The sequence below is a fragment of the Streptomyces sp. IBSBF 3136 genome, from assembly GCF_036815105.1.
In the GTDB taxonomy this organism is placed as follows: Bacteria; Actinomycetota; Actinomycetes; order Streptomycetales; family Streptomycetaceae; genus Streptomyces.
The window spans coordinates 1-20,349 of sequence record NZ_JAJSZC010000142.1; the positions used below are offsets into that span (position 1 = coordinate 1).

17 protein-coding genes are annotated in these 20,349 nt (G+C 75.0%); 9 read left to right on the forward strand and 8 right to left on the reverse strand.

Features of this window, described 5'->3' with window-relative positions; all coding sequences use genetic code 11:
- From V7E45_RS26385 to V7E45_RS26415, 7 genes are all read left to right on the forward strand, one after another.
- The coding region (locus V7E45_RS26385; protein WP_333776696.1) for an exopolysaccharide biosynthesis polyprenyl glycosylphosphotransferase at positions 1-1,397 on the forward strand (1,397 nt) is incomplete at its 5' end.
- Positions 1,398-1,400: 3 nt separating this feature from the next.
- On the forward strand, positions 1,401-2,810 hold the full coding sequence (locus V7E45_RS26390; RefSeq protein WP_333776697.1) for an O-antigen ligase family protein: 1,410 nt from the start codon (positions 1,401-1,403) through the stop codon (positions 2,808-2,810).
- Positions 2,807-4,729, forward strand: coding sequence for a lipid II flippase MurJ (locus tag V7E45_RS26395; RefSeq protein ID WP_333776698.1), 1,923 nt, complete (start codon positions 2,807-2,809; stop codon positions 4,727-4,729). Before V7E45_RS26390 ends, V7E45_RS26395 begins: the two co-directional genes overlap by 4 nt.
- A complete protein-coding gene (locus V7E45_RS26400; RefSeq protein ID WP_333776699.1) occupies positions 4,713-5,474 on the forward strand; it encodes a polysaccharide deacetylase family protein in 762 nt (253 codons plus the stop codon). The genes V7E45_RS26395 and V7E45_RS26400 overlap by 17 nt, the downstream gene beginning before the upstream one ends.
- Complete coding sequence (locus V7E45_RS26405; RefSeq protein WP_333776700.1) at positions 5,471-6,628, forward strand: glycosyltransferase; 1,158 nt, start codon at positions 5,471-5,473, stop codon at positions 6,626-6,628. The genes V7E45_RS26400 and V7E45_RS26405 overlap by 4 nt, the downstream gene beginning before the upstream one ends.
- A complete protein-coding gene (locus V7E45_RS26410; RefSeq protein WP_333776701.1) occupies positions 6,625-7,278 on the forward strand; it encodes a lipopolysaccharide biosynthesis protein in 654 nt (217 codons plus the stop codon). The genes V7E45_RS26405 and V7E45_RS26410 overlap by 4 nt, the downstream gene beginning before the upstream one ends.
- Complete coding sequence (locus tag V7E45_RS26415) at positions 7,275-8,489, forward strand: GNAT family N-acetyltransferase (protein ID WP_443056208.1); 1,215 nt, start codon at positions 7,275-7,277, stop codon at positions 8,487-8,489. The genes V7E45_RS26410 and V7E45_RS26415 overlap by 4 nt, the downstream gene beginning before the upstream one ends.
- Here the strand turns inward: V7E45_RS26415 and V7E45_RS26420 are convergent.
- From V7E45_RS26420 to V7E45_RS26435, 4 genes are all read right to left on the reverse strand, one after another.
- Positions 8,441-9,637, reverse strand: a complete 1,197-nt coding sequence (locus V7E45_RS26420) for a glycoside hydrolase family 26 protein (RefSeq protein ID WP_333776702.1) — start codon at positions 9,635-9,637, stop codon at positions 8,441-8,443. The genes V7E45_RS26415 and V7E45_RS26420 overlap by 49 nt on opposite strands.
- A 327-nt stretch (positions 9,638-9,964) precedes the next feature.
- Entirely contained in the window at positions 9,965-10,795 is an 831-nt protein-coding gene (locus V7E45_RS26425) for a chaplin family protein (protein WP_333776703.1), read from the reverse strand.
- A gap of 118 nt (positions 10,796-10,913) precedes the next feature.
- On the reverse strand, positions 10,914-11,141 hold the full coding sequence (locus V7E45_RS26430; RefSeq protein ID WP_333776704.1) for a chaplin: 228 nt from the start codon (positions 11,139-11,141) through the stop codon (positions 10,914-10,916).
- A gap of 292 nt (positions 11,142-11,433) precedes the next feature.
- Positions 11,434-11,835, reverse strand: a complete 402-nt coding sequence (locus V7E45_RS26435; RefSeq protein WP_020940169.1) for a rodlin — start codon at positions 11,833-11,835, stop codon at positions 11,434-11,436.
- Positions 11,836-12,096: 261 nt separating this feature from the next.
- Here V7E45_RS26435 and V7E45_RS26440 point away from each other — a divergent pair, with 261 nt between their 5' ends.
- Positions 12,097-12,495, forward strand: a complete 399-nt coding sequence (locus V7E45_RS26440) for a rodlin (RefSeq protein WP_333776705.1) — start codon at positions 12,097-12,099, stop codon at positions 12,493-12,495.
- Positions 12,496-12,734: 239 nt separating this feature from the next.
- On the forward strand, positions 12,735-13,130 hold the full coding sequence (locus V7E45_RS26445; protein WP_020940171.1) for a rodlin: 396 nt from the start codon (positions 12,735-12,737) through the stop codon (positions 13,128-13,130).
- A 216-nt stretch (positions 13,131-13,346) separates the two neighbouring features.
- Here the strand turns inward: V7E45_RS26445 and V7E45_RS26450 are convergent, their stop codons facing one another.
- From V7E45_RS26450 to V7E45_RS26465, 4 genes are all read right to left on the reverse strand, one after another.
- Positions 13,347-14,945, reverse strand: coding sequence for a vWA domain-containing protein (locus V7E45_RS26450; RefSeq protein WP_333776706.1), 1,599 nt, complete (start codon positions 14,943-14,945; stop codon positions 13,347-13,349).
- A gap of 169 nt (positions 14,946-15,114) precedes the next feature.
- The gene (locus V7E45_RS26455) at positions 15,115-15,978 is read right to left on the reverse strand and encodes an ABC transporter permease (RefSeq protein ID WP_333776707.1); all 864 of its coding nucleotides are present in this window, start codon (positions 15,976-15,978) and stop codon (positions 15,115-15,117) included.
- A complete protein-coding gene (locus tag V7E45_RS26460; protein ID WP_333776708.1) occupies positions 15,975-18,626 on the reverse strand; it encodes an alpha/beta fold hydrolase in 2,652 nt (883 codons plus the stop codon). Before V7E45_RS26460 ends, V7E45_RS26455 begins: the two co-directional genes overlap by 4 nt.
- A gap of 216 nt (positions 18,627-18,842) precedes the next feature.
- Positions 18,843-20,255, reverse strand: coding sequence for an APC family permease (locus tag V7E45_RS26465; protein WP_333776709.1), 1,413 nt, complete (start codon positions 20,253-20,255; stop codon positions 18,843-18,845).
- Between the last annotated feature and the right edge of the window lie 94 nt (positions 20,256-20,349).

Below are 20,349 nucleotides of genomic sequence, written 5' to 3' on the forward strand. Positions count from 1 at the left end.
CTCCCGGCTCACCGTCGCGGCAGCACGGCCCCTCGTCCGCCCCCGTACGGCCGGCCCGCGCGGCCGGCGGCTTCCGGTTCCCGGCGCGGCGGCTGGCCGCCCGGCCCGCCTCGCCCCTGCCGCTGCTCACCGCCGACCTGTGCGCCGCGCTGGTGGGCGCGCTCGCGCCGGGCCCGGCCACCCACCGCCCGCCGCTGGTCGCCGCCCTGGTGTGCGGGGCGCTGCTGCTGCGCCCGCGCACCGCCCGGCCGGTGCCGGGAGTGCTCGACGAACTCCCGGCGGTCTGCGGCCGGATCGCGGTCCTCTGGCTCGCGCTCGGCGCGCTGGCGGCCGCCCACGACCCCGGTCGCGCGCTGTCCGCCCGCGCCCTGCTGCTCGGCTGGGCCGCGCAGGCGGCGGCGGCCTGCGCGGCGCGCGGCGCCGTGCACTGGCGCCGCCGCGTGGCGCTGACGCGCCGCCCGCGTACGGCCCTGGTCGTCGGGCCGGCCGCGACCGCGCAACGGGTGGCCGCCGCGCTGCTGCGCCATCCGCGCTGCGGGGTGCGGCCGGTGGGCGTCGTCGCCGAACGTCCGGCCGGCCGGGGCGGGCTGCCGGTGCTCGGCACGGGTGACGAGGTGGAGCGGGCACTCATCCAGAACGGGGTGCGGGTCGTGCTCACGATCGGTCCCGCCGTGCGCGCCGAACGGGGCCCGCTGCTGCGGGCGCTGGCGGAATCCGGCTGCGCGGTGTGGGAGATGGACGCGGACGGCCCGGTGTCCGAGATGCGCGAGCAGCTCGCCGGGTTCTCCGTCCGCCGGCTCGACCTGGGCGCCCGGCGCCGCGGCAGCCTCGGCAAGCGGCTGCTGGACGTGGTGGTCTCCGGGATCCTGCTGGTGCTGGTCAGTCCGCTGCTGCTGGTGTGCGCGGCCGTGCTGCGGCTCACCGAGGGGCCCGGCGTGGTGTTCCGGCAGGAGCGCATCGGCGCCGGAGGCCGGCCCTTCACGCTGCTGAAGCTGCGCACCCACCGCCCGGTGGACGAGCGGGAGGCGGCGACCCGCTGGAGCGTGGCGGGCGACGACGGGATGAGCCCCTTCTGCCGCTTCCTGCGGCAGACCTCGCTGGACGAGCTCCTCCAGCTGTGGAACGTCTTCCGGGGCGACATGAGCCTGGTCGGCCCTCGTCCCGAACGCCCCTACTTCGTCTCGCAGTTCAGCCGGACCCACCCCGGCTACGCGGCCCGCCACCGCGTCCGGACCGGCATCACCGGGCTCGCCCAGATCAACGGCCTGCGCGGCGACACCTCCATCGAGGACCGGGCCCGCTTCGACAACGCCTACATCGACACGTGGTCGCTGTGGCAGGACGTCTGCATCCTGCTGCGCACCGCGGCCGCGCTCGTGCGTTCCACGGGGAGCTGACCGATGAGCCTCGCCCTGACCCCGCGCCGCCCCAGGCCGGCCCCGGCGCTGTCCGTGGTGGCCGTGGTGGCCCTGCTCGCGCTGCCCCTCACCCCGGGGGGCGAGGGCGGCGCGGGACCGGCCGACGCGGTGTCCGCGCTGGTCGTCGGCCACTGTGCGATACGGCTGCTGCGCGAACGGCGGCGCCCGCTGTCCCGTGCGGCGGCGGTGGTCCTCGGCCTGCCGGTCGCCGGGCTCGCACTCGCCGCGATGGACGCGGTCTCCCCGGGCGCGGGGATCGCCGGCCTCGGCCGCTACCTGCAGGTCTTCGTCCTGGTCCCGGCCGCCGTCCTGCTGCTGGTCCGCCACCGGTCCGACTTCCGTCTGCTGGCCTGGTCGCTGGTGGGGCTCGCGCTGTGGCAGGGCGCGCTGGGCGTCCAGCAGTACGTCACCGGGACCGGCGCGTCCTACCAGGGCGAGGACGTCCGCGCGGTGGGCACGTTCGGGGCGTCGGACGTGATGGGCATGGCGACCGTGGTGTCGTTCGGCCTGGTGTGCGCGGCCGGTCTGGCGCTCGGCCGGGCCCCGGTGCGCGAGCGGGCGGTCGCGGCCGCCTGCGCGCTCGTCCTGCTCGTCCCGCTCGCCCTGTCCTTCAGCCGGGGCGCCTGGATCGCCACCGCCCTGACCCTCACCGTCCAGCTCGTGGCGGCCGGGCCGCGCCGGGCCCTGCGGGTCGGGGTGGCCGCCGTGGCCGCGGGTGTGGTGCTGGTGGGCGGTCTCGGGCTGGGGTCGGCGATGCTCCAGGAACGGATCGACAGCATCACGCGGGTCGCCGACGCGCCCGACCAGTCGGTCACCGACCGGTACACGATGTGGGCGGCGGCCACCGACATGTGGCGGCAGCGGCCGCTGACCGGTGTGGGGCTGAAGGGCTTCCCCGAATATCGCGACGGGCACGCCTCGCTCGCCCTGTCCTCGGGCAGCGACACGGAGGGCGCGGGCGCCGCCTACCGCAAGCAGCCGCTGCTGTCCCCGCACAACATGTACCTGCTGGTGCTCGGCGAGCAGGGCCTGGTCGGTCTGGTGGGCCTGGTGGGCGGCTGGCTGGCGCTGCTGGTGTGTGTGCTGCGCGGCCTGGGCCGGGCGCGCCGCGCGGGCCGGGGCCAGGAGTGTGCGCTGATCGCCTGCGGGCTGCTGGTCTGGCAACTGGTCGACTTCGCCTACGCCGACATCGGCGGCACCTCGACCGTGCTGACCGCGGTGTGTCTGGGGCTCGTGGCCTGGTGGGCGCTGGTGGGCGCGGACGAGGTCATCCTCGAGGACACGCCGAACGCGGGCCCGGACGTCCCCGGGGCGGGCCCGGACAGCACCGCCGGGTGTGCCGCGCGGGCCGCCGCGCGTGGACGGGCCGCCGGGAAGGCCGCGGTCCGATGACGGTGACGCCCTCCCCCGAAGCCCGCCGCGAGACCGGTGGGAGCGGTGCGGTGCCCGGACCGGACGGCGCCGACGGCCCGGCCGGGCTGCCGTCCCCCCGGGCCGGTGTGCGCGCCGGTGCGTGCGCCGGGCCCCGCACCGTTCCGGCGCGGCCGTCCGGACCCGGGCACGCGCCGCCCGGCCTTGGCTTCCTGGCCAGGGCCGCCCTGCTCACCGCCGCCCTCTCGGTCGCGGGCGCGCTGCTCGGGCTGGTGCGCGACCAGTCGCTGGCGCGGCTGTTCGGGGCCGGCCGGGACACCGACGCCTTCCTGGTGGCCTGGACCCTGCCGGAGTTCGCGGCCACCCTGCTCATCGAGGACGGACTGGCGTACGCCCTGGTCCCGGCGTTCAGCGTGGCGCTGGCCCGGCGGGCGCGGGGGGCGCCCGGGGACCCCGTCCGGTCCCTGGTCGCGGGCACCCTGCCCCGGCTGGCGCCGACCTTCGCCGCGGTGGGCGTACTGCTCGCCGTGGCCGCCCCGTGGCTGGTCGCGGTCCTCGCGCCGGGCCTGCCCGACCCGGCACTCGCCGTGGACTGCACCCGGCTCACGGCGAGTTGTGTGCTCAGCTTCGGACTCGCCGGCTACTGCAGCGCCGCCCTGCGCGCCCACCGCAGCTTCCTGGCCCCGGCCGCGATCTACGTCGCCTACAACACCGGCATCGTCGCCACGATGTTCGCCCTCGGCGGCCGCTGGGGCGTGCGGTCGGCCGCGTTCGGGGTGGCGGTGGGGGGCTGCCTGATGGTGGCCGTGCAACTGCCCTCGCTGGTGGGGCGGTTGCGTAGACGTCAGCCGTCCACGGCCGGTGCGGGGACCGGCACGGAGACCGGTGCGGCCATCCGTGCGGGCACCGACCCGGTGACCGGTTCCGTGACGGGTTCCGGGGCCGATGCCGGGTCCGTGGCCGGGGCACGGCCGGTGGACGCCGCGCTGATGGCGACCGTGCTGCTGTTCGCGCTGGTCCGGCAGTCGCAGGTGCTCGTCGAGCGGTACCTGGCCTCGGGGCTGCCCGCGGGCGCCATCTCGCACCTCAACTACGCACAGAAGGTCGCGCAGATCCCGATGACGCTGTCGACGATGCTGTGCACGGTGACCTTCCCGGTGGTGGCGCGGGCGCTCGCCGACGGCGACACCGAGCAGGCCCGGGACCGGGTGGAGCGCGACCTCGTGGTGGCCTCCTGGCTGGTGCTGCTCGGTACGGCGGCCGTCGTCGCCTGTGCCCCGCAGCTCATCCAACTGCTGTTCCAGCGGGGCGCGTTCACGGCCCGCGACACGGCGGCGACCGCGGGCGTGATGCGGGTGTACGCGCTCGGGCTGCTCGGCCAGACCCTGACGGGCGTGCTGGTCCGCTCCTACTTCTCGGCGGGCCGCGCCACCTGGTACCCGGTGGCCGCCATGGCCGCCGGACTCGCCGTCACGTCGTGGGCGGGCGCCGGGACGGTCGACTCCTGGGGGGTCACCGGGATCGCCGCGGCCAACGCCGCCGGGATCACCGTCACCGCGGCCCTGCTGCTGGCGGGCACGGCGAGCGGTCCGCGGCGGCGCTCCGTCCTCCCGGGCGGCCCGCGTGGTGTGCCGGTGCGCGCCCGGCAGGTGCTGACCGGCATGGGCCGGCCGTTCGTGGCGGCCGTGGTGGCCGCGCCGGCCGGTGCCCTTGTGACCGGCCGGACCGGCGGCCCCTACGCCGGTCCGATCGTCGGCGGCGCCACCGTGACCGCCGTGTTCGTCCTGCTCGGCCGTGCCCTGGGCGCCCGGGGCGGGGCGTCCGGGCCGCCTTCCGTCCCGCTCGCCCGCGTCCTTCCCGTCCTCCGCCACGTCCGCACCCTCGTCCTCTCTCACGTCCGCACCCTCGTACGGAGGCTCGTCCATGCCGTCCGCCGTTGAGTCGCCCCGCCGTACCCGGGCCGCCGGGCCGGGTACCGTCCCGTGGATCGCCATGTACCACTCGGTCGGCGACTGTTCCGACGACCCGTACCGGGTCACCGTCACCCCGGACCGGCTGGAGCGGCAGCTGCGCTGGCTGCGCGCCCGTGGCCTGCGCGGTGTGTCGGTGGCCGAACTGCTCGCGGCCCGCGCCCGGGGCGAGGGCCGCGACCTGGTGGCGCTCACCTTCGACGACGGGTACGCCGACTTCCTCACCGGCGCGCTGCCGGTGCTCACCCGCTGGGAGTGCACGGCCACCCTGTTCGTGCTGCCCGGCCGGTTCGGCGGCGACAACGCGTGGGACCCGCTGGGCCCGCGCAAGCCGCTGCTCACCGCCGACGCCGTCCGGGACGCCGCCCGGGCGGGCGTGGAGATCGGCTCGCACGGCCTCACCCACGTCGACCTCACCCGCGCCGACGACACCGCGCTCGACGCCGAGACCGCGGCGAGCCGTACCACGCTGCGGGAGCTGACCGGGACCCCGGTCGGCGGGTTCTGCTACCCGTACGGCACCGTCGACCGGCGGGCCGTCGACGCGGTGCGGGCGGCCGGGTACGACTACGCCTGCGCCATCGACCCCGGGCCGCTGACCGGCCCGCACGCTCTGCCCCGCGTGCACATCGGGCAGAACGACGCCGCCCTGCGCCTGTTCCTGAAGTACCGGCTGCACCGGCTGCGCCGCCGCCCCGTGGCGGAGCCCCGATGAGGGCGCTGCACGTCATCACCGGGCTCGGGACCGGGGGCGCCGAGCAGCAACTGCGGCTGCTGCTGCGGCACCTGCCGGTGGACTGCGACGTGGTGACGCTGACCAACCCCGGGCCGGTCGCCGAGGGTCTGGCCGCCGACGGCGTCCGGGTGGTCCACCTGGGCATGAGCGGCAACCGCGACCTGGCCGCGGTGCCCCGCCTGGCCCGGCTGATCCGGCGCGGCCGCTACGACCTGGTGCACACCCACCTCTACCGGGCGTGCCTGTACGGCAGGATCGCCGCCCGGCTCGCCGGGGTGCGCGCGGTCGTCGCCACCGAACACTCCCTCGGCGACTCGCAGATGGAGGGCCGCCCGCTCACGGCCGGAGTGCGCGCCCTGTACCTGGCCGGTGAACGGCTGGGCCGGTCCACGGTCGCCGTGTCCCCGACGGTCGCCGAGCGGCTGACGCGCTGGGGCGTGCCCGAGCCGCGTATCGCGGTCGTGCCCAACGGCATCGACCTGGAGCGGTTCCGCTTCGATGCCGGGCGGCGGCTGCGCACCCGGGCCCGGCTCGGGCTGCCGGACGACGCGTTCGTCATCGGCGGCGTCGGCCGGCTCGCCCCCGGCAAACGCTTCGACGTGCTGATCCGGGCCCTGGCCCGGCTCCCCGGCGACTGCCGGCTGCTGCTGGTCGGCGGGGGCGGCGAGGAGGGCGCCCTGCGCCGGGCCGCCCGGCTGGCCGGCGTCGCCGACCGGGTGGTCTTCGCCGGTGAGCGGCCCTACGGGTGCGACCCCGCAGCGGGCCCCGACCTGCCGGCGCTGGCCTCGGCGATGGACGTGCTCGCCTCGCCCTCCACCGAGGAGGCGTTCGGGCTGGCCGTCGTCGAGGCGCTCGCGGCCGGGCTGCCGGTGCGCTACGCCTCCTGCCCGGCCGTCGAGGACCTGCCGCCCGAGGCCGCCCCGGGCGCCCTGCGCGTCGAGGGCGGCACCGACGCCTACACCCGGGCGCTCGCCGAGGTGTACGCCGCCGGCCCCGGCCCGCGCACCGTCCCCGAGGCCGCCCGCCACTACTGCATCGCCCGCAGCGCCACCCGGCTCATGGACGTCTACGCGGCGGCGCTCGCCCGTACGGTCCCCGAGCCCCGATCCTCCCAGGGAGTCAGCCAGCCATGACCGAGAATCCCCTCAGGCACCACCGCCCGGCCCGCCTCACCCGCGCCCGCGGGCTGCCGCCCTGGTCGCTGGTGGCGGCCGGCGTGCTCGCGGGCGGGCTGCTGGGCGGCGCGTACGGGGAGCTGAAGCCGCCGGTGTACACGGCCACCAGCTATGTGGTCGCGGTACCCACCGAAGGGTCCGACACCGCCTCCGCGCTCGGCTTCGCCCAGGCCTACGGCCGGGTCGCGACCCAGCTCGCGGTGCTCGGCGACGCGCAGCGGCAGGCCGGGGTGCCGGTGGACACCCTGCGCGCCGACGTGCGCACCGCGACCTCGCCGGACGCCCCGATGGTGGCGGTGTCCGCGACCTCGGGCCGCCCGGCCGAGGCCGCCGGCATGGCCGACGCGGTCGCCCGCTCCCTGACCCGGCACGCCAACGCCACCAGCAGCCGGACCCATGTCGAACTCCTGGAGTTCTCACGGGCGTTGCCGCCGACCGCGCCGTCCTCGGCGTCCGCCGGCCTCACCGGCCTGGTGGGCGCGAGCGCGGGCGGGCTGCTCGGCGGTCTGGCGCTGCTGGTGCGGCCCAGGCGCCGGGCGCCGGAGCGGCTGCGGGCGGCCACCGTGCCCGCGCCCGCCCTCGCCGCCGACGCGCACGGCCAGCTGTGACGGCGACGTACCCGACGCGGCCGAAGTACGCCAGGGCACCCGGCACCGGCCTCGACACCGAACTCGTCACCGAACTGGTCACCGACGAGGACGCCTTCGCCGCACTCGGCCCGGCCTGGGCGCGGCTGTACCGGCGGTGCGGCACCGCGACCCCGTTCCTGAGCCATGCCTGGCTGCACTCGTGGTGGCGGTCGTACGGCAGGCCGGGACGGCTCAGGCTGCTGCTGGTGCGGCGCGGCCGGGGCGGCGAACTGGTCGCCGCGGCACCGCTGATGCTGGTCCGCCGCCCGTTGCCCGCCCTGGTGCCGCTCGGCGGGCCGGTCTCCGACTACGGGGACGTGCTGCTGGACGACGGCGACGACGGGAGCGCGGCCCGCGCCCTGACCGAGGCCCTGTGGCGGGCCGCGCGCACGGCGCTGATCGACTTCCGCGAGGTGCGGCCGGGCGGCGCGGCGGAGCGGGTGCACGCCCTGTGGCGCGGTCCCCGGCGCGCGCTCGACGACTCGCTGTGCCTCGAGCTGCCCGCCGTGCCCATGGACGAGCTGGTCGCCCGGCTGCCGTCGGGCAAGGCCCAGCGGGTGCGGGCCAAGCTGCGCAGGCTGACCGCGCTGGGCGTGGAGCGGCGGGTGGCCGGACCCGGTGAGGTGGCGGCGGCCCTGCACCGGCTGCTGGAGCTGCACCGCTCGCAGTGGCGGGGGCGGGGCGTGACGGCCGAGCATCTGCGGCCGCGGTTCCGGGAGCATCTGGTCCGCGCGGTGGGTCCGATGGTCAGCGCCGGGGACGCGGTCGTGACCGAGTTCCGGCTCGGCGGTGACGTGGTGGCGGTCGACCTGACGCTGCTGTCCCCGGGTCTTGCGGGCGGCTACCTGTACGGCGCCGATCCGCGGCTGCGGGAACGGAAGGTGGACGTGGCCGTGATGCTGCTGGACGCGTGCAGCGGGCAGGCGTCGGCGGCCGTGCGCGGTGCGGCGGGCGGCCGGGGCGTCCTGAGCCTGCTGCGCGGCGACGAGCCGTACAAGCACCACTGGCGTCCCGAACCGGTCGTCAGCCGGCGGCTGGTGCTGGCCAGGCGGCGCACCGCCCCGCTGCTCGCGGCCCTGCTCGGCGGGGCGGCCGTCCGGCGGCGGGGCGCAGAGGTGTTGCGCCGGTGGGGGCCGGGGCGTCAGGAGCGCAGGGCACGCGACCACCGGTCGACGGGGAGGCAGACGTGACCGCCGAGCCAGTACGCGACCCAGTCGCCGAGGTCCACCGACGAGCAGGCGTCCGGGGGCCGCTGCGCGGGCGAGGGCACGGGGGTGGGCGTGGGTGCCGGTGCGGTGGTCGGCTCGGGGTCCGGGGTCCGGCCGCGGGTGCGGCCGTACAGCGTGGACCGGTAGACCGCGGACGCCAGGGGGTTCCGCGCACACTGCCACACGCCGTGCGGGCAGTAGTCGGTCAGCGTGTTGTACAGCGGCCGGTGCTCGGCGATCCAGGCGAGCATCCGGCTCATGTACGCGGCGTCGTCGCCGTTGCGGAAGAGTCCCCACTCGGGGTAGGAGATCGGCTTGCCGTGGGCCTCGGCGAACTCCACGTGCCGCTGGAGGCCGTAGGGCTCCGTCACCTGCTCGTCGAACGACATGCCGGCCGGCTGGTCGTAGGAGTCCATGCCGATGATGTCGACCGTGTCGTCCCCGGGGTAGCACTCGGTCCAGGGGACGGCGTCCCGGCCGCGACTGGGGGCGAAGTCGAACCGGAACCGCTGGCCCGGCACCGCCCGCATGGTCGTGACGATCCGGTTCCAGTACGCCTTCCAGGAGTCCGGGTCCGGTCCGCAGCGGTGGGTGTAGGTGATGCCGTTCATCTCCCAGCCGAGCACGACGACCGTGTCCGGCACGCGCAGGTCGACCAGTCGCTCGGCGAGGGCGCGGAAGTGCCGGTCGAACTGCCCGGCCGCGCCCTGCCGCAGCAGCGAGCGCACCTCGTCGTCGGACAGGTTCTCCTCGTTGCGTTCCTGCATGGGCACGTTGAGGACGAGTGTCCGGTCCGTCTTCTCGCGCCGCCACCGCGCCCAGGGGTCGAGGAAGCCGGGGGGACCCTCGATGTCGCTCCATGTGCCGCCGGGCAGGTAGGTGTGCGCGACGGTGAGTTCGGTCCCGCCGAGCCAGTCGCCGAGCCCGGACATCCGGGCCAACCCGCTCGGACCTGAGCCGAGGAACGCGCCGAACGGCGGGGGTGCCTGGGCCTCCCCGGCGGAGGGGCCGGCCGGTCGCGGCGACTCGGTCGCGGGCCCGGGGCCGGTCACCAGGGCGGCCGCGGCGACGACCACGGCCAGCACCACGGTCAGCCGCCGGGCGCGGGCCCGTCGCACTCGCGGAGCCATGCCCGCTCCTTCCGCCACTCGACCGTGCCTGGTCAGCCGGTCGTGTTATTGACACCCAGTCATATCGGCACGGTGTCCGCCACCACGGCTACGGCGATCAGGTGGCTCCGGCCCCCGCACGGACGAACCGCTCGAACGAGGTGCCGGGTGTTCCTGGCGCCGGGCTTCGAGGCGGTCACCGAGGACGGCGGGCTGGCGGTACCCGGCCGGACGGCGTGGCGAGGTGCCCGAGGCGGCACGGCGCTGAAGGATGCGGTACGGCGCCACTGCGGACGGCGCCCGTGCGGGACGCGGGGTGCCGGGCACTGGGGTCCGGCACCCGGCACGTCACCGGCGCGAGGCTGCCCGGCCCCGGCGGTACAGGATGGTTCCGCCGGCGATCAGCGCGGCGCTGGCGGCCGAGGCCGCGAAGAGGGTCCCGGAGTCGGCACCGGTGTGCGCGAGGCTCGGCGGCTGTCCCGGGTGGTGGCTTCCGTGGTGCGGCGGAGTCCAGTCCTCGCCGCCGTACGGGGGCGGCGTCGGGTGGTCGTGACCACCGTACGGAGGCGGCGTGGTGTGGTCGTCGCCGTACGAAGGCGGGGTCGGCTTGCCGTAACCACCGTACGGAGGCGGCGTGGTGTGGTCGTCACCGCCGTACCCGGGGGACGCCGTGTGGCTTCCGCCGCCGTACGAGGGCGCCTGGGTGTGGTCGCCGCCGTGGCGCGGGGACGGCTTCGTGTGGTCGGTCCCGCCCTGTGTGGACGGCAACGTGTGGTCGCCCGCGGGGCCTCCGGGGAGGCCGCCCCGCTCACCGGGCAAACCGGGGACGTCGGGGTGGCCGCCGGGAAGGACGGTGTGGCTGCCCGGGCTGTGCTCGGAGGTGTCCGAGCCGCCCTGCGGACTGCCGTGCCGGACGCCGCCGTCGTTCGTCGGAGCGGATTCGTTCGCACAGGAGTTGCCGAACGCGGGGTTCAGCGCGGCGGCCGCGTCCACGGAGTTGCCGCAGACGTTGACCGGGACGTTCACCGGGACCTGGACGGTGTTGCCGGACAGCACGCCGGCCGAGTGCTGGGCGGCACCCTGAGCACCCGTGTCGGCGAGCGCCTGGCTTCCGTACAAGGACAGCATGCCCGTCGCGGCGGCGGCCACGACCATGCCCTTGCTGAGGGTCTGTCGCAATCTCGTTGTCTTCCTGCTCGAAGAAGTGGGAAAGCCGGCCTCGGACGGAAGAGCCGAAGGATCGACGGTCCGAGGCCGGCCAGAACACAGCCGGAGGGCTGGCGCGTTGCGCTGTCGCTCAGTGGTTGACGCAGGCGTTGCCGAACGACGGGTTCAGCAGTCCGATGACGTCGACGGTGTCGCCGCAGGCGTTGACCGGGATGTGGATCGGGACCTGGATGACGTTGCCCGAGAGGACGCCCGGGGAGTTGGCGGCCCCACCGGTCGCACCGGAGTCGGCGAAGGCGGGGGCGGCCCCGCCCAGCGCCAGGATCGCGCCGGCGACGACAGCAGCGCTCTTCTTCATGAACTTTCCCTTCTTAGCGGTCATGCCCTGTGACGGCCGAAACCGAGCGAGCACAACTTGGGCGGCTCGCACCATGACCGGCAGGCTGTAAAACGAGGGATAGACAGCCGAAGAAACTACGGAACGCGCGTCCTCATGGAATTCACTCGAACGCCCCCATGGATTTGACAGGTTGGCGCAGAGGCAGAGAAACGCTTCTTCGAAACGGGGCAGCAAAAGACCGCCCGGGCGGCGGTGGATGCACCGGCACGCCACCCGGGCGGTGTTCCGTCGGCAGGCGGAGGCGGTCGCCTCAGCCGTTGCCGGCCAAGACCGCGATGTCGTCCGCCACGTGCGACAGCGGCTCGTCGTCCTTGGCCTGGGTCGAGTTGTCGGCGCACTGCTGGGTCTGCGGTGCGGACAGGACCGGGATGTCCTGGACGCCGACGTTGGCGAGGACGGCCACCAGGGACTGGGCGTCCGCCTTGACCGGCAGGCCGACGCACAGCTTGTTGACCGAGCTCTGCACCAGGGTGGCCTGCGGGCTCATGTTGCCCCGGGTCACCGAGTTGCCGAACGAGTCCTGCGCCGCGTTGCCGCTCAGCGAGGTGGTGCCGGTGTCGTCGCCGATGGCAAGCGCCTGGGGGGCTGCCGCCGCGGACACACCGACGAAGGACGCGGCGACCGCGGCCGCGGCCATTGCCTTCTTCAGCATTTCGCTTTCCTTTCCTTGGCTCCTCGCCAAGACGCATGTTCCTGCCCCGCATCAACCGGGCCGGTCCAAAATGGTTGCGGGCTGTCACCCGATCGGATCGTTCCGGGTGGCGGAATTCGGGGAATTCCCCTCTCGACTCCGGAAACCCTTCCCCCGGCACCGTGTGGGCCATCGGAGTGAACGAGAGCAACCCCGGGCGGCGGTGGGCAGTTGATGCAGGTCGCTCCGGTGGACGGGGTTTCTCCAGAAGGGAATCAGCAAGTGATCAAGAAGGTTCTGGCCTCTGCCGCGGTCGCCGCTTCCGTCGTCGGCTTCTCCGCGACCGCCGCGTCGCCGGCCCTGGCCATCGGTGACGACCACGGCACCACCTCGCTGAGCGGCAACGACGCGGTGCAGTCGTACGGCAACTCGGCCACCTACGGCAACATGAGCCCGCAGCTCGCCCTCATCCAGGGCTCGTTCAACAAGCCCTGCATCGGCCTGCCGGCGAAGGTCGACGCCCAGTCGATCCTGGCCCTGGTCAACGTCGGCGTCCAGGACATCCCGATCCTGTCCGCCCCGCAGACCCAGCAGTGCACGGAGAACTCGACCCAGGCCAAGGGCGACGAGCCGCTCTCGCACATCCTGGACGACATCTCCGCGCTGTCCGGCAACGGCTGATCCGCAGACCCCCGGGCCCCCTCACGGGCCCGTGCCGACGGGCCGCCGCGTTCTTCCGGCGGCCCGTCGGCCCGTTCGGGACCGCCTCACGGCACGGCACACCGTGTCGTACGAGGCGCTGGTCCACTGATCGTACTGAGCTACTCCAAACGGGGCAAAGGCCGCAACCGCGACACGATCCCCGGCGTTGATGATCACGCAACTCCTCCCCGGAGTCCGCCTCTCGAAAGGGAACGAACATGAAGAAGCTGTGGGCCACCGCGGCTGTCGCCGCCTCCGTCGCCGGTCTGGCGGGCTTCGCCGCCCCTCAGGCCCTGGCCATCGGTGACGACCACGGCACCACCTCGCTGAGCGGCAACGAGGCCCAGCAGTCCTTCGGCAACTCGGCCACGGCCGGCAACCAGAGCCCGCAGCTCTCCCTGGTGCAGGGCTCGCTCAACAAGCCGTGTGTCGGCCTGCCGGCGAAGGTCGACGCGCAGTCGATCCTGGCCCTGGTCAACGTCGGCGTCCAGGACATCCCGGTCCTGTCCGCCCCGCAGACCCAGCAGTGCACGGAGAACTCGACGCAGGCGAAGGGCGACGAGCCGCTCTCGCACATCCTGGACGACATCTCGGCGCTGTCCGGCAACGGCTGAGCGAGCGCTCCGCGAGCGGGGGGGGGGGGGGGGGGGGGGGGGGGGGGGGGCCGGGGGGGGGGGGGGGGGGGGGGGGGGGNCCCCCCCCCCCCCCCCCCCCCCCCCCCCCCCCCCCCCCCCCCCCCCCCGCCGCTCTGCTTGCCCTCAGCGGTACAGCGTCTCGATCCGTTCGGCGCGCGCCGCCGTCACCGCCCGGTCGACGGTGCGTGCGGGCGCTCATTGCCCGGTGTCCCCGGTGTCCGTCCGGCCGCCCCGGTCGGCGTCGTCCGCCTGCCGGATCGCGTCGGCGAGTGCCTGTACGTCCTCGTCCTCGGTGGTTGCGGCCAGCGCGGCCGCCCGGCCCGCGAGCCGGGCCAGGCTCGGCGCGCCTGGGAGGGCGGGGCCGTGGTCGGTGCCGGCGGCGCGCAGGACGTCGGCGAAGTAGGCGGCGACCGCCGTGACCTGGAAGCGTGGGCTCGCCGCCCACACCGAGTCCCGCAGGTCACCGGTCTCCAGGGCTCCGGAGCGCTCGTGCGGGGCCCGGGTCGCGGGGTCGAGCCAGCGGACGGTGGCGGTGGCGAGGTGGCCGTCGGCGTCCGGCCTGGTGCGCACCGCGTACAGGGCGGTCACGGTGTGGCCGGGGCCGACCTCGCCGCCGTCCACGCGGTCGTCGCGGAAGTCGTCGTCGGCGACCGCGCGGTCGTCGTAGCCGACGAGGCGGAACTCGGCGACGGTCTCGGGGTCGAAGGCGACCTGGGCCTTGGCGTCGCGGGCGGTCAGCCCGATGTTCTGCGGGAGCTGGACGCAGAACACCTGGCGTGCCTCGTCGGTGTCGGAGACGTAGGCGGTGTGGCCGTCGCCCTTGTCGGCGAGGCGCTCCATGAGAGCGTCGCCGTAGTCGCTGCCGACGCCCACGCCGAAGAGGGTGATGCCGTGCTCGCGACGGGCGGAGTCGATGCGCCGCAGGATGGCGTCGGGGCTGGTCTCCCCCGTGTTGGCGAGGGCGTCGGAGACCAGCACGACCCGGTTGGTCGCCCCCTCGCGCAGGCCCTCGACGGCCGTGTCGTAGCCGGTCTCGACGCCCGCGCCGAGGTTGGTCGAGGACAGGGCCCGCAGTCCGTCGACGGCGTCGTGGACCTCGCCGCGGTGGCCGCCGAGGCGGGTCATCGGCAGGACGGTGTGGGCGCGTTCGCTGAAGGTGACGACGGCCACCGAGTCGTCGTCGCGCAGCCGGTCGGTCATGGTGTCCAGGGACCGCTTGGCGAGGTCGAGCCGGCCCGGTTCGTTCATGGAGCCGGAGACGTCGATGACGAAGGTGAGCGCGGCGGGCGGGCGGTGCCCGTCCGGATCGGCGCTTCGGGTGGCGAGGCCGACACGGACCAGGGACCAGCCCGGCCGGGTGGTGCGGGCGCCGTCGACGGTGACGGAGAAACCGTTGCCGTCGGGCCTGCGGTAGTCCTGGCGGAAGCTGTTGACGAACTCCTCGGGGCGGACGGTCGACGGGTCGGGCACCCGGCCGTCGGCGAGCGTGCGGCGGGCGTAGGTGTAGGAGGCGGTGTCGACGTCGAGGGCGAAGGTGGACAGGTGGCTGTCGCCCGGCGTGGGGGCCGCCGACCGGGAGCCCCGCTCACCGGGGGCGGGCGCGGGGGCGGGCAGGCCGCGCTTGTCGGCGGCGGAGCCGTCCGCGGAGCCTCCCACCGAGCAGGCCGTCAGCAGCAGGCCGGCCGCCGCAGTGAGCGCGAGCAGCGCGCCGCGTCTCCGCCCTGCGCGCGGTGTGCGCCGGATGCGCTCTGCCCGCGGCGTGTGCCGTGCCGGCCGTGTCCGGGTCGGTTCCATCTCGGGTGCCCCCTCGGTCCGTTGACGTCGACTGTGCGGTCTTCGCGTGCGACCTCTGCCGACTGTGACGGCGCGGGGGCCCGGAACGTGCGACCCGTGGTGTTGCGGATGGATCTCGAACCGGCCACGGTGACGGCCCGTCGAGACCCGCCGGTGACCCTCCGGTGACCTAGGAGACGATGTCCTTGCGGGCGAAACCCCGGAAGGCCAGGGCGAACAGCACCAGGGCGTAGGTGACGGAGACGGCGGTGCCCTGGATCATGCCGGACCACTCGGGGTGCGGCTGGACGGCGTCCGCCCAGGCGAACTGCCAGTGCGCGGGCAGGAAGTCGCGCCAGTGGCCGAGGGCGGTGACGGCGTCGAGCACATTGCCGACGATGGTCAGGCCGACGGCGCCGCCGACCGCGCCGAGCGGGGCGTCCGTCCGGGTCGACAGCCAGAACGCCAGTGCCGCGGTGACCAGTTGGGACACGAAGATGTACGCCACCACGACGGCCAGGCGCTGTGCCGCCGTGCCGGTGGCCAGCGCTCCGCCGGTGGGGATCTGCAGCGGGCCCCAGCCGTAGGCGGCCGTACCGACCACGAGGGCCACGAGGGGCAGCAGCACCATCGCGGCCAGGCTCATGCCGAGCCCCACGACGAGCTTGGACCACAGCAGGCGGGCCCGGGGCACGGGCGCGGCGAGCAGATAGCGCAGGGAGGACCAGCCGGCCTCCGCGGCGACGGTGTCCCCGCAGAACAGGGCGACCGGGATGACCAGCAGGAACCCGGCGGAGACGAACAGGTTCACGGCGGCGAAGTTGGCGCCCGACGCGGTGGCCGTGTCCATCAGCGTGACCTGGCCGTTGCGGCCCGAGGGGTCGCCGCCGATCGCGAAGGCGATGAGCAGGACGAACGGCAGGACGGCGAGGATCCCGCCCATGACCAGCGTGCGGCGCCGCTTGAGCTGGCGGATCAGCTCGACCCGCAGCGGCAGGGTGCGGCCCGCGCGGTAGCCGGAGGCGACCTCGACGGGCTCGGTGAGCGTGCTCACGGGGTACCTCCGATCAGGGTGAGGAAGGCGTCTTCCAGGCGCCGGTGCGGGCCGACGGAGGCGACGGGCACCTCCAGGCGCACCAGTTCCACGACCAGCCGCTCGGCCGTGCCGCCGGCTTCGAGGCGGACCAGCAGCCCGTCCTCGGTGCGGACGGCGGAGGCGACGCCGGGCAGGGCGGCCACCTTCTCCGCGACCGGTTCCTCCACGGGTGTGCCGGTGCCGACCAGCAGGGTGTCGCCGGAGCCGATGATCTCCCCTACCGGTCCGGCCTGGACCAGTCGGCCGCGGTCCATCACCACGAGGTGGGTGCAGGACTGTTCGACCTCGGCGAGGAGATGGCTGGAGACGATCACCGTACGGCCGGCGGCCGCGTAGCGGATCATCACCTCGCGCATCTCGCGGATCTGGGGCGGGTCGAGGCCGTTGGTGGGCTCGTCGAGGATGAGCAGGTCGGGCAGACCGAGCATGGCCTGGGCGATGGCGAGGCGCTGGCGCATGCCCTGGGAGTAGGTGCGCACCGCGCGGGCCAGGGCGTCGCCGAGGCCGGCGATCTCCAGGGCCTCCGCCAGGTGGGCGTCCTCGGCCGGCCGGCCGGTGGCCTGCCAGTACAGCTCCAGGTTCTCCCGGCCGGACAGGTGGGGCAGGAAGCCCGCGCCCTCGACGAAGGCGCCGACCCGCGACAGGACGGGCGCGCCGGGCCGGACGGCGTGGCCGAAGAGGCGGATCTCGCCCTCGTCCGGCTTGATCAGGCCCATGAGCATGCGCAGGGTCGTGGTCTTGCCCGCGCCGTTGGGGCCGAGCAGGCCGAGCACCTGGCCCTTCTCCACCTGGAAGGACAGCTCGCGCACCGCGTACCGGTCGGCGGAGCGGGCGTACCGCTTGCTCAGGCCCGCTATCCGCAGCGGGACGTCGGCGAGCTCGGGTGCGGGGGCGGGCGCGGCGGTCCGGCGGCGGCCGGTGAGCAGCAGGGCGAGCGCGGCCGCGGCTCCGGCCAGGGGCAGCCACCACACCCAGGCGGGCAGGGGGGCCGCGGCGGTGGTCACGGCGGGGGCCGTCGGCACGCTCAGTCCGCCCGTGACCGAGACGGTGTAGGTCGCCGGGGCGGCTGGTGAGGCGTAGCCGAGGTCGGTGGAGGCGAGGACCAGGCGGAGGCGGTGGCCCTTCTGCACCTCGTGGTCGATCGCCGGGAGGGTGATCGTCACGTCCTTGCCGTGCCGGGCCCCGGTGATCCTGAGGGGTGCGACGAGCTGGGAGGGCAGTACCTGCCGGGTGCCGTCGGGGCCGACGTCGTAGACCTTGCCGAACAGGACGGCGTCCTCGCGGGTGGAGGTGACGTGGGCCCTCACGGTGGGGGTGCCGGTGATCCGCAGGTCGCGGGTGAGCGGTGCGGAGTCGAACTTCGCGTACTGGCCGGGGAAGTCCACGGAGACGCCGACGCCGAGCGCGGAGAGCTGGGCGAGCCCGCCGGAGCCGCCGAGGCCGGGCAGGGCGGACACGGCGGGCGGGCTGGCGCCGGCCGGGTTGGCGACGGCTCGCGTGCCGCCGGTGAGGGCGACGGTGCGCCGGTGGTCGCGCAGGCCGGGGTAGGTGCCGGCGCTCGCGCCGCGCAGCCGGGCGGCGCCGTCGGTGGAGTCGACGCCGCCCGTGCGGGTGATCCGGAAGGCGGGGCCGGTGTCCGTGGAGGTGTCGCCCTTGAGGTAGCGGTCGAACCAGGCCGTCACCCGGCGCTGGACCCGGCCGCTCTCCATGTCGCCGCCGTCGTGTCCGCCCGGGATCCAGTCGACGTCGACCCGGGCGCCGTTCGCGCGGATCGCCCGCGCGGCCGCGTCGGACTGGGCGAGGGTGAACAGGGAGTCGGTCTGGCCCTGCACCAGGAGGGTGGGCACCTTGATGCGGCCGCCGACCGCGGACGGCGAGCGTTCCTCCAGCAGGGTCCGGGCGGCCGCGTCCGGGGTGCCGGACTCGGCGACCCGGTCGTACATCCGGCACAGGGCGGGTTCGAACCGGGCACAGCCGCCCCCGGTGTTGAAGAAGACGCCGGCCCAGAGCTTCTTGAACACGCCGTCCGGGAACAGGGCGTCGGCGAGGTTCCAGTAGGTGACGGCCGGGGCGATGGCGTCGACGCGGCGGTCGTGTCCGGCGGCGAGCAGGGAGATCGCGCCGCCGTAGGAGCCGCCGGCCACGCCCACGCGCGGGTCGCCGGGCCGGTCGAGGCGGACCTGGGGCTGCCGGGCGAGCCAGTCGATGAGCCGGGAGACGTCGGCGACCTCGTGTCCGGGGTCGTTGAGGCCGATCTTGCCGGTGGCCCTGCCGAAGCCGCGCGCGGACCAGGTCAGGACCGCGTATCCGTCCCGGGCGAGGTCCTCGGCCTGCTGCCGTACGTCGCCCTTGCTGCCGCCGAAGCCGTGCGCGAGCAGGACGGCGGGGCGGCGGCCGGCGGGGCCCGCGGTGAAGTACGAGGTGTCGATGCGCGTGCCGTCGGTCATGGCCATGACGCGGTCGCTGCGGTGCACCCGCGGGGGGCCGTCGGAGGCGACGGCGCTCCAGGTGCCGGCTCCCGCGAGCACCACCACGGCGGCCGCGGCGGCCAGCAGCCGCCGCGGCCCCTTCAGCAGCCCTCGCAGCGCGGGCCCTCGAAGATCCATGCCTCAACGGTACGGGCCGTCACCGACGACCGACGCTGCCGCTGGGCTGAACCCCGGACCCTCCTCGGGGAGTACGGGACCGCCGCCGCGTACTTCGGGTGCGGTACGGGCACTGCGGACGAACGACGTCGTCCTCGCCTCTGGAGGCGAGGACGACGGAGGGTGCGCGGTGGTGCCGTGAGGCTCCGGGGGGCCGTCAGGACTGCCGGGCGACCGTCAGGACTGGACGTCCTCGGGGACGGACACCACCCAGCGAGTGGCCTGGCGGGGACGGAGGTAGAAGGCCCAGTAGAGGGTGGCGACGGCGGTGATGCCGCCGGTCCACAGCAGGTACGAGACGTCCTGCTCGACGAGGATGTAGACGAGGACGGCGATCAGCAGGATCGGCATGGCCGGCCACAGCGGCATCCGCCAGGCCTTGCGGGTGCCGTGCGCGCCGCGCCGGGCGAGCAGGGCGGCGATCGCGACCAGCAGGTACAGGCCGGTCACGGCGACGCCGGTGACGCCGTAGAGGGTGTCCAGGTTGACGAAGCAGAGGAAGGCGCCGGGGACGCCGACGACGAGGGTGGCGACCCAGGGGGAGCCGAAGCGGCCGAGCTTGGACAGGGCGCTGTTGACCGGCGCCGGCCAGGCCTTGTCGCGGGCGGAGGCGAACAGGACGCGGGAGTTCTGGATGACCATGACGATGCCCGCGTTGATGATCGCCAGGGCGACGCAGAGGCTGACGAAGGTGCCGACGGCCGAGTTGCTCCAGGCGATGACCATGCCGGAGATGTCGCCGCCGGTCAGGGCCTTCAGGTCGCCGGCGCCGAGGGTGATCGCCACGACCGGCACCAGGATGACGACGCTGGAGATGGCGAGCGTCGCGAGGACGGTGCGGGCGACGTTGCGGCGCGGGTTCTCCAGCTCCTCGGAGAGGTAGACGGCGGTGGAGAAGCCCTGGGTGGCGAAGAGGGCGATGGCGAGCCCGGAGAGGACCATCGCGCCCGTCACGGGGCTGATGTGCGCGTGCTCACCGGCGATCTGCAGGTTGCCGAGGCTGCCGAGCCCGCGGTGGGAGTGGGTGAAGCCGAGCATGGCGACGACACCGGCCGCGACGACCTCCAGCACCAGGAAGATGCCGGTGATCCAGGCGTTGGCGCGCAGGTCGAGCAGACCGGCGAGGGTGGCCGCGATCATCACGCCGGCGCCCGTCCAGGCGGGGTTCAGGTGGATGACCGGGGCGAGGTAGTCCGCGGTGCCCATCGCGATGACCGGGGGGACGATCACCACGACGAGGAGCGACATGACGAAGGCCAGCCAGCCGGCGAGCCGGCCGGCGAGGGTGGAGACGATCGCGTACTCGCCGCCCGCGCTCGGGATGAGGGTGCCCAGCTCCGAGTAACACAGGGCGACCGGGATACAGAGCAGCGCGCCGATGACGAGACAGAGCGCCGTCGCCGTGCCCAGGCTGGAGAACAGGTCCGGCACGATCACGAACAGCGTGGAGGCCGGCGTGACGCAGGAGAGGGTGAGCAGGGTGCCGCCGACGACTCCGATGGAACGCTTGAGCTTCTGAGGGCTGTCGGAGGCCTCTGCGAGTGCTGCTGCGGCAGAGCCTGTCTCGACAGGGCGGAGCGTGTCGGTCATGCGGCGGGATCCGATCGACTGGTGCGACTGAGGGTGGGCTCGGGAGCGCTATCGCCTCCGGGCGGCTCGTCGTGCGTTCGTCTGGTCCGCTCCC

What these genes read in the sequence shown, in the direction of transcription:
- V7E45_RS26390 (WP_333776697.1), top strand. Translation starts at nt 1,401, where the DNA reads ATGAGCCTCGCCCTGACCCCGCGCCGCCCCAGGCCGGCCCCGGCGCTG.
- V7E45_RS26395 (WP_333776698.1), top strand. Translation starts at nt 2,807, where the DNA reads ATGACGGTGACGCCCTCCCCCGAAGCCCGCCGCGAGACCGGTGGGAGC.
- V7E45_RS26400 (WP_333776699.1), top strand. Translation starts at nt 4,713, where the DNA reads ATGCCGTCCGCCGTTGAGTCGCCCCGCCGTACCCGGGCCGCCGGGCCG.
- V7E45_RS26405 (WP_333776700.1), top strand. Translation starts at nt 5,471, where the DNA reads ATGAGGGCGCTGCACGTCATCACCGGGCTCGGGACCGGGGGCGCCGAG.
- V7E45_RS26410 (WP_333776701.1), top strand. Translation starts at nt 6,625, where the DNA reads ATGACCGAGAATCCCCTCAGGCACCACCGCCCGGCCCGCCTCACCCGC.
- V7E45_RS26420 (WP_333776702.1), bottom strand. Translation starts at nt 9,637, where the DNA reads ATGGCTCCGCGAGTGCGACGGGCCCGCGCCCGGCGGCTGACCGTGGTG.
- V7E45_RS26430 (WP_333776704.1), bottom strand. Translation starts at nt 11,141, where the DNA reads ATGAAGAAGAGCGCTGCTGTCGTCGCCGGCGCGATCCTGGCGCTGGGC.
- V7E45_RS26435 (WP_020940169.1), bottom strand. Translation starts at nt 11,835, where the DNA reads ATGCTGAAGAAGGCAATGGCCGCGGCCGCGGTCGCCGCGTCCTTCGTC.
- V7E45_RS26445 (WP_020940171.1), top strand. Translation starts at nt 12,735, where the DNA reads ATGAAGAAGCTGTGGGCCACCGCGGCTGTCGCCGCCTCCGTCGCCGGT.
- V7E45_RS26450 (WP_333776706.1), bottom strand. Translation starts at nt 14,945, where the DNA reads ATGGAACCGACCCGGACACGGCCGGCACGGCACACGCCGCGGGCAGAG.
- V7E45_RS26460 (WP_333776708.1), bottom strand. Translation starts at nt 18,626, where the DNA reads ATGGATCTTCGAGGGCCCGCGCTGCGAGGGCTGCTGAAGGGGCCGCGG.
- V7E45_RS26465 (WP_333776709.1), bottom strand. Translation starts at nt 20,255, where the DNA reads ATGACCGACACGCTCCGCCCTGTCGAGACAGGCTCTGCCGCAGCAGCA.